Source organism: Arcobacter sp. CECT 8985 (genome assembly GCF_004116495.1).
Lineage (GTDB): Bacteria > Campylobacterota > Campylobacteria > Campylobacterales > Arcobacteraceae > Malaciobacter.
Genome location: NZ_PDKC01000022.1, coordinates 41802 through 50967, shown reverse-complemented (window position 1 = coordinate 50967; position 9166 = coordinate 41802). Strand labels below are relative to the sequence as shown.

6 protein-coding genes and 1 pseudogene are annotated in these 9166 nt (G+C 26.8%); 4 read left to right on the top strand and 3 right to left on the bottom strand.

What is annotated here, in order from left to right:
• Positions 1 to 251 (top strand): annotated as a pseudogene (gene glyA / locus CRU93_RS10005) (serine hydroxymethyltransferase); the annotation flags it as partial.
• Positions 252 to 323: 72 nt separating this feature from the next.
• Positions 324 to 1169: a methylated-DNA--[protein]-cysteine S-methyltransferase gene (locus CRU93_RS10000; protein WP_129104064.1), complete on the top strand. Its 846-nt coding sequence runs from the start codon at positions 324 to 326 to the stop codon at positions 1167 to 1169.
• Between the two features lie 2 nt (positions 1170 to 1171).
• On the opposite strand, the gene CRU93_RS09995 is transcribed toward CRU93_RS10000, so the two are convergent.
• The gene (locus tag CRU93_RS09995; RefSeq protein WP_129104063.1) at positions 1172 to 3022 is read right to left on the bottom strand and encodes a 7TM diverse intracellular signaling domain-containing protein; all 1851 of its coding nucleotides are present in this window, start codon (positions 3020 to 3022) and stop codon (positions 1172 to 1174) included.
• Between the two features lie 106 nt (positions 3023 to 3128).
• Between CRU93_RS09995 and CRU93_RS09990 the strand changes: the two genes are divergently transcribed.
• Both CRU93_RS09990 and CRU93_RS09985 read left to right on the top strand, forming a co-directional pair.
• Positions 3129 to 3800, top strand: a complete 672-nt coding sequence (locus tag CRU93_RS09990) for a response regulator (protein ID WP_129104062.1) — start codon at positions 3129 to 3131, stop codon at positions 3798 to 3800.
• A gap of 94 nt (positions 3801 to 3894) precedes the next feature.
• Entirely contained in the window at positions 3895 to 7191 is a 3297-nt protein-coding gene (locus tag CRU93_RS09985) for a GLUG motif-containing protein (protein WP_129104066.1), read from the top strand.
• A gap of 5 nt (positions 7192 to 7196) precedes the next feature.
• Here the strand turns inward: CRU93_RS09985 and CRU93_RS09980 are convergent, their stop codons facing one another.
• Together CRU93_RS09980 and CRU93_RS09975 are read right to left on the bottom strand one after the other, a co-directional pair.
• The gene (locus CRU93_RS09980) at positions 7197 to 8513 is read right to left on the bottom strand and encodes a sensor histidine kinase (protein WP_258238888.1); all 1317 of its coding nucleotides are present in this window, start codon (positions 8511 to 8513) and stop codon (positions 7197 to 7199) included.
• Positions 8506 to 9162 carry a response regulator gene (locus CRU93_RS09975; RefSeq protein WP_258238887.1) on the bottom strand — a complete coding sequence of 219 codons (657 nt, stop codon included), beginning with the start codon at positions 9160 to 9162 and terminating at the stop codon, positions 8506 to 8508. Before CRU93_RS09975 ends, CRU93_RS09980 begins: the two co-directional genes overlap by 8 nt.
• Between the last annotated feature and the right edge of the window lie 4 nt (positions 9163 to 9166).

Sequence of the window (9166 nt, the reverse complement as noted above, 5' to 3'; positions counted from 1 at the left end):
ATGCAGGTATTACAGTTAATAAAAATACAGTTCCTGGTGAAACAAGATCTCCATTTGTTACTTCTGGTATTAGAATAGGAAGTCCTGCTTTAACTGCTAGAGGAATGAAAGAAAAAGAGTTTGAATTTATTGCAAATAAAATTTGTGATGTTTTAGATGACATTGAAAATAGTGATCTTCAAGTTAGCGTTAACAAAGAACTTGAAGAACTTGCTTCTAACTTTGTTATTTACTCTCAATCTACTTACTAAAATTATCAATAATATATTTAAGGTTTAAGTGGTATACTTCTTACACTTAAACCCTTTTATATAAGATATAAGATGAGTCAAGAAAAACTATATTTACAAAATGAAAACTATAATAAAATTGTCAAAGCTATAAAATATATAGACGAAAATTTTAAAGAACAACCATCCATTGATATTATTGCAAAACATATTGGTATGAGTAAATATCACTTCATAAGAGTATTTAAAGAGTATGTAGGAGTGACTCCTATACAGTTTTTACAATCTGTTACACTAAACTATGCAAAAGAACATCTAAAAGAATCAACATCACTACTTGAAAGTTCTCTTGATTTAGGTCTATCAAGTCCAAGTAGACTACATGACTTGTTTGTAAATATTATTGGAGTAACGCCAAAAGAGTATAAAGATTTGGGACAAAATGTTGAAATAACATATGGTTATGGATATACACCTTTTGGAAATGCTTTAATTGCTACTACAAAAAGAGGTATATGTTTTCTTGGTTTTTATGATAAAGAAAAAGATAGTGTTTATAGAAGATTTAAAGAGATTTGGGCAAATGCAAAAGTTATAAAAGATGATGAAAAAGCCAACTCAATCTTAGATAGTATTTTTATCAAAAAAGATAAAAAATTTAATCTATATGTAAAAGGTACAAATTTTCAAATAAATGTATGGAAAGCACTTATAAATATTCCTGATGGATCTATTACCACATATGAAGATGTTGCTAAGTATTTAGATAATCCAAAAGCAGTAAGAGCAGTGGCAAATGCTATTGGCTCAAACCCTATTGGATACTTAATACCTTGTCATAGAGTTCTTGGAAAATCAGGGGCTATGACAGGTTATAGATGGGGAGTTGAAAGAAAAAAAGTACTTGTTGCATATGAAGCTATAAAAAACAATAAATGACTCTATAGTGGAAGAATAATATCATATTGTAAACCATTATTATTTTTACATATAACTTCACCATTTAGTTGATGAGAGATTAATGCATCAATCAGACTAAACCCAAAACCTTGTTTTAATTTTCTTATATCTGTACCTCTTCCATTGTCTTTATATTTAAAATAGATTTTATTATCACTTTTTATAAAAGATATTGTTATTTTTGCATTTTTATCTTTTGAAAAAGCATATTTTATACTATTTAATAGTAGCTCATTTAAAACAAGTCCAATTGGTATTAGATTTGTTTGTTCAAAAAATAAATCATCTTCAACGTCTATTTCATACTTAAGTTTAATAGAGGTCAAACTATTATCAAACTCTTCTACAACTTTAAATAAATACTGCTTTAAATAAATATTACTATCTGATTCAATTTCCAAAAAATTTTCATATAAAATTGACATTGATTTTATTCTTTTTATATTTATATCAATAAGTTCTTTATCATATTCATCTTTGATTTTGTTTTTATCCATAGATAATAATGCACTTATTATTTGCAAATTATTTTTAACCCTATGAGATAGCTCTTTTAATAAGACATTTTTATTTTCTAATTCAATATCTAATTTATTAGTTCTTTGTTTTACTTTATCTTCTAAATTATGATTTAATTTTATTAGTTCATCTCTTGTATTTTTTATCTCTTTAGTTAAAGATGTATATCTATAAGCTAATGCAATTGAGAATAAAATAGAATCAACAACAATACCAATATCAACTCCTTTAAACAAATACCAATTATAATCTATAATAGAAAGAGCTGTAGAAGCTGTCAAAAATGCACCAATACAACCAAAAAGAGTTGCTAAAATATAAAAAGATGCATTTTTATTTCCTTTTATATAAGAATAAACACCAAGAAAAACCATATATGTATTAACAAAAGGTGTAATGCAACTTGCATAAAAAATAGTATATTTATACCCTAAAAGCACAGTTATGATGATTAAAAAACAATGTACATATATAAATAAATTTGTGTATTTATTTATTAATGGTTGTTTGTCTTTTAACTCCAAAAATGACTTCGCAAAAAGTAGTCCAAACAACAAGTATAAAAGTATAGGTATAGATTGCATCCAACTTTGAATATCAGGATAATTATAAAAAATATACTTAAAAGTATAACTATCATAACCTAAACTCATAGTAAGATATGACAGAAGATACAAACAATAATAAAAATATGGTTTAAATCTAGTAATAATAAAAATAAGAAGATTAAATATTAATATAGCTATAATTATACTATAAGTAGCAGTTTCTACAAAAGACATTTTTCGTAATTTCTTATAAAATGAAACTTCACTTAAAATTGATAAAGGCAAAATAAAAGGATCTTTTGTTTTTACTTGTATATAAACAGTTGATTTACCTTTTGAAAAAGTATGTACTTGATTTAAAAGATTTATTTTCATACTTCTTTGATGAAAAGGCAATGTATTTCCTATTTTATACATTGTTAATCTATTTTTATTATCATAAATATAGATATTTATAGTATCAATCCAAGGAGTATCACTTACAAAATATCTTTTTAATTCACTAGTTGTATTGTTTACTACTTTATATTTAAACCAATAAGTTGAATCTGTAAAAAAAGATATAAATACATCATTTTTTAATCTAGAGAAACTGCTATCTTTAAGTTTTGAAACTTCATCTATACTGTATTTGGAAGATTTATCTTCAATAAAAGTACTATATTCACCAATATATTTAATACTATCTTTTGATAAATCAATAGAGTTTCCCAAAAGAGATTTACTACAAAAAAATGATATAAGAATAAATAAAAAAATTTTCAAAATTTACCTTTAAGATATTAAATAATAAAATACTAATAATGAGTTCAATTATATTTGTTTAAGTATAATACACTAATTTGTTTTATAAAAAGAAAAGATAGAGTAAATGAATATTGTAATTTTAGAAGATGAAGCAATTATGGCAATGTTTTTAAAAGATACCTTAGAAAAAAGGGGTCATGATGTAAAAGCTATGTTTAGTAATGCAAATAAAATCTTTGAATTCATAAAAAAAGAAAAAATCGATTTAATCTTTGTAGATATAATGATAAAAGGTGAAATTGATGGTATCAAAGTAGCAAAGAAACTAAGAGAAGAAGATAATAATATAAAAATTGTATTTATCACTTCATACAAAGATACTCAAACTATCCAAGAAGCAAAAGAGTCTAAGCCAAATGGATACTTAATCAAACCAATAACTCAAGAACACTTAGATGCAATTTTAATGGTATGCGAATCAACAATAGAAGAAAAACCAAAAGAGAAAAATGAGTTATTTATTGGAGATTATATATTTGATAAAAAAACAAAAATATTAAGAAATAATAAAAAAATTATATCTTTAAGTGATAAAGAAGTCATTTGTTTTGAAATTTTATTAAAAAATTGTGGTAATTATGTTTCTCGTGAAACATTAATAAATGCAACATGGGAAGATATAAATGATGAAACCAAAAAATCCCTACGAGAGCTTATTTCTAGGCTTAGAAGAAAACTAAACAAACTTAAAATTAATAATATCACGAACATAGGTTATACTCTAATTGAAAAGTAACTTTAAGCTAATTTTAATTTACTTCTCACACCTTTCTAACAATCCTGTTATACAATTCTACTTAATTAAACTAAATATAAGAATTGAGTAAATGATGAAAAGTATAATAAACACAAAAAATAGTTTTAGAATCTTAAAAGGAGGGAAGATAAGTTTAGTAGTAAGTGCATTACTTACTACTACTTCACTTTTTTCTGCTCCATCTGGTGGTGTTGTTACTAGTGGAACTGCAAATATCTCTCAAAGTGGAAATATTACAAACATCAACCAAAGCACAAATAAAGCTTCTATTAACTGGAACAAATTTAACATTGCTTCAAATGAAACTGTTAATTTTAATCAACCAAATAAAACTTCAATTACTCTAAACAGAGTAATAGGAAATGAAAGAAGTGTTATCAATGGTGCACTTAATGCAAATGGTCAAGTTTGGATTTTAAATTCAAATGGTGTTTTATTTGGCAAAAATGCTAAAGTAAATACTGCTGGTATACTTGCTACTACTAAAAACTTATCTGATTTAGATTTTCAAGCTGGAAATTATAACTTTAAAGGTAATTCTACAGATTCTGTTATAAATCAAGGAACTATAAATATCAAAGATTCTGGTTCTGTTATCTTTGCAGCAAATGAAGTACAAAACTCTGGGAGCATAGAAGCAGTAAGAGGAAGTATACATTTAGTTGGTGCAGATGAATACTCTATCAACTTAAATGGAAACTCTTTAGTTAATCTAAAAGTTGATAAAGGTGTATTAGATTCACTTGTTAAAAACTCTGGAAATATTAAAGCAGATGGAGGAGAAGTTTATCTTACTACAAATGCAGTTGATGAGTTGCTAAAAGGAGTTGTTAACAATACTGGTGTTATTGAAGCTAATTCACTTGATGATGTTACTGGTAAGGTTGAACTATTTGCACATGGTGGTGAAGCTCAAGTTGGTGGAACAATTGAAGCCAAAGATGGCTTTATAGAAACTTCTGGAAAAGAGTTAAATGTATATTCAAATACTTTAATTACTGCAAATAAATGGTTACTTGACCCAGTTAATATGACTATTGAATCAACAGGAGGAAGTGACTTAACAGGAGCAAGTGTAAGTGCAACTGCAATACAAAATGCACTTACAAATGCAGATATAGAACTTCAAGCAGATGAAGATATCACAGTAAATGAAAATATCACTTGGTCTGATGCTACGCAACTTAAACTAACTGCTGGTGATGAGATATATGTAAATGCAGCAATAGAAAATACAAACTCTTCAGATGGTGGAGTATATTTTAATGCATATAATAATTTTGATAAAGTAATATTTGGAACAAATGGAAAAGTTATAGTAAACAATGTAAATCAACTTCAGTGGATAAATACTGCTCTTGCGGGGAAATATGAACTTGGTTCTGATATTGATGCTAGTGATACTAAAAATTGGGATAATGAAGCAGGATTTAATCCTATTGGAAACAGTTCAAGGTATTTTACTGGAAACTTTGATGGTCTTGGGCATACTATTGATAAGCTTTTTATAAATAGGCCTACTCAAAATTATGTAGGTCTTTTTGGAGATACCGAAAACTCAACTATTAAAAACATTGGTCTTACAAATGTTGATATAACTGGAAGATCTTATGTAGGAGGACTAGTTGGATATAATTCTTCTTCTTTTAATGGAAATTCATCTATCTCTAACTCTTATGCCTCTGGTTCTGTTTCTGGAAAGGGAGGTTATGTAGGAGGGCTGGTTGGAAAGAATGATTCTTATTATAATGGAACTACAGCTATCTCTAACTCTTATGCCTCTGGTTCTGTTTCTGGAAAGGGAGGTTATGTAGGAGGGCTGGTTGGACAGAATGATTCTTCTTTTGATGGAACTTCATCTATCTCTAACTCTTATGCCTCTGGTTCTGTTTCTGGAGAGGAATATTCTGTAGGAGGATTGGTTGGAGCTAATTCTTCTTTTAATGGAACTTCATCTATCTCTAACTCTTACTGGGATATAGATACAACAGGTCAAACTTCTTCTGATGGAGGTGGTACAGGAATACATAGTTCAACCGCTACAGTAGATGCTTTCACTGAATCAACTTATACTGGTTTTGATTTTACAAATACTTGGTATATGATAGATGGAGAAACAAGACCATTTTTAAGAAGTGAATACTCTACAAATATTACAAATGACCACCAACTTCAACTTATGGCTATGGATTTAACTGCAAACTATACTTTAGCAAAAGATATTACTTTTACAAAAGATATGTGGAGCAATAAAGGGTTTAATCCTATTGGAAATAGTTCAAACAAATTTACAGGAAACTTTGATGGTCTTGGTCATACTATTGATAAGCTTTTTATAAATAGGCCTAGTCAAAATTATGTAGGTCTTTTTGGACATACAGAAAACTCAACTATTAAAAACATTGGTCTTACAAATGTTGATATAACTGGGAATTTTCATGTAGGAGGACTGGTTGGAGAGAATTTATCTTTTAATGGAACTTCAACTATTGAAAACTCTTATGCCTCTGGTTCTGTTTCTGGAGAGGGAAATTATGTAGGAGGACTGGTTGGACTGAATGCTTCTGCTTCTAATGGAACTTCAACTATTGAAAACTCTTATGCCTCTGGTTCTGTTTCTGGAGAGGGGAATAATATAGGAGGATTGGTTGGAGTTAATGGTTCTTCTAATAATGGAACTTCATCTATCTCTAACTCTTATGCCTCTGGTTCTGTTTCTGGAAAGGGAAATATTGTAGGAGGATTGGTTGGAGTTAATAATTCTTCTTCTATCTCTAACTCTTTTTGGGATATAGAGACATCTGGTCAAACAAATGGTATGGGATATGATAATAACAACCAAACTGTAACAGGTTTAAAAACGGCTCAAATGCAAGATATAAATACCTTTAAAAATGCAGGTTGGAATATAAAACTTGATGAAACTCTTCCTATAAAAAATTACCCAGTACTCATTACTAAAAATGGTGTAACTACTTGGGCAATAGGGAAGTATGTTTTACCAACAACACCAAATAAACCAACACCAAATAAACCAACACCAAATAACCAAAATACTGTAAATAAAATAGTAACACCAATAAACAATAAGACTATCACAAAAGATATAGCAAATACAGTAAAAAACCAAAGCGTAAAAGTTAATAATTTTAATCAAGCAAATATAGCTAATAACAAAACTGTTGTCGCATCTGCTGTTGAAACAAACTCTAATAAAACATTAGTTTCACTATCACAACTAAAAGAGCAAAGTGGATCAACTGATGTTAGAGTTAGACTAAGTGATAACTCTATAATTACTTTAGTTAACAATGCTATTAATTTACCAAATGGTATTGAACAAGAATTTTATATAAGTGATAAAAAGTAGTTAAATCAAAAGCTTTTCTCTAGAAAAATGGTAAATTTCATTCCTTTTTCTAAAGAATAGGCTTTTATTTCTGCATTGAAACTTTTTTCTATTATGAGTTTTACCATATAAAGACCTATTCCAAAGCCTTCTTTTTTTGTAGAAAAATATGGTTTAAAAAGTTTTGAAAAAGTTGTTTTTGAAATACCTTTTCCATTATCAATAATTTCAATTTCTATTAACCCATTTTTAGAAGAGATATTTATATCAATAATAGGTCTTATTTCATCTTTTGAAGCTTCTATTGCATTTTTTAGCAAAACAAGAATAACTTGTGAGAACTCATTTGCAACTCCATATACTTTTGTACCTTCGCTTGTATTAAAATTTATATTTAGCTCTACATTATATTGCTTGATAAGTGATTGGAGTATATTTACTGCACGATTAATTGAATCTATTAGTAAAAAATTTTCTTTTTCTTTATTTGGAGAATAGAACTCTTTAAAATCATCAATTGTTTTGGACATAAAGTGTAATTGTTCTTCTATTTGATTATATTTTGTATAAAAGAACTCTTTTGTTAATTTATCTTTTTCATATTTATTTCTTAAATTTATTAAAATATATGAGATATTATTTAGTGGTTGTCTATATTGATGAGCAATATTACCTATCATTGAGCCTGTTTTTGCAAGTTTTGTTTGCTGTAATAGCATATTTTCATAGTCTTCATTTATATTTTTTAACTCTTTATTTCTATTTTCTAAAGTTATTGTAAATAAAACAGCTTCAAGCATAAAAGCTACAAGAATTAAATCTATATAACCACTTTTAATATAGATACTTTTTACTTGTAAAATAAATAAAAACAAGCATACCAAAGACCATGAAAAGATATGTAGTAGGGATTTTTTTATATTTTCTTTACTATTAAAAATAACAGATAATAGTAGTAATAAATAAATAATTGTATAAGGAAGATATGAAAAAAGCATATAGTGATAAATTACAATAACAATCGCAAAAATAGTCAAAGAACTTATTAAAAATAACTCTTTTTTACTATCAATAGATGGTAAAATTTGCCCTTTAAAAAATCCAAATGCAAATGCAAATGCAAAAAAAGATGCAAATATAATACAAATTTCTTTATAAAAATCAGCAATATCAAAAAAATGGCTATAAATTATAATAAATCCCAAAGAGAATATTTGTGTAAAACAATAAGCTAAATAAAAAAACTCTTTTTGATAAATATACCTAACTAAAGTATATAAAATACTCATAATAAGTATTCCAAATGTAATACCATAAGCTAATACTATATTTATATCATACATCTATTTTATAACCATATCCAGAAAGATTTGTTATACACTCACAATTAAGACTATTTTTTAATCTTTTTACTAAAGATTTTAAAGCATCTTTACTCATAACATCATCTGCCCATACATAATTTTCTATTTCTTGATAAGTAACATAGCGATTTTTATTTTTAAGTAGTAGTTCAAGAAGAAGTATCTCTTTTATAGTTATTTTTATAAGAGTGTTGTCTTTTTTTACAACCTTATTAAACATATCAAAAGTTAAATTATCACAAAAGTTAATAATATTTGAACTACTTTTTTGTAAAAATTCTTTTGATTCTTCTATTGCTTTTAATAATTCATCAAATTTTACAGGTTTAATAAGATATTTTATAAGTCTTAATTCCACAGCTTGAAGGAGATAATCTTTAGTACTATAAGCACTTATTATGATGATTTGAGTATTTAAATCATATCTTCTTACTTTTTTTATAAACTCTAAGCCATTTATCTTTGGCATCTGAATATCTGTGATTATAATATCTGGATGAAATTTTTCATAAAGACTTAAAGCCTCAAGTCCATCTTTAGCACTATATATACTTTCAAAATAATCTTCTAAAAATTCAACTGCATTTACTCTTGCAATTTCATCATCTTCAACATAAAGTATCTTCAATATA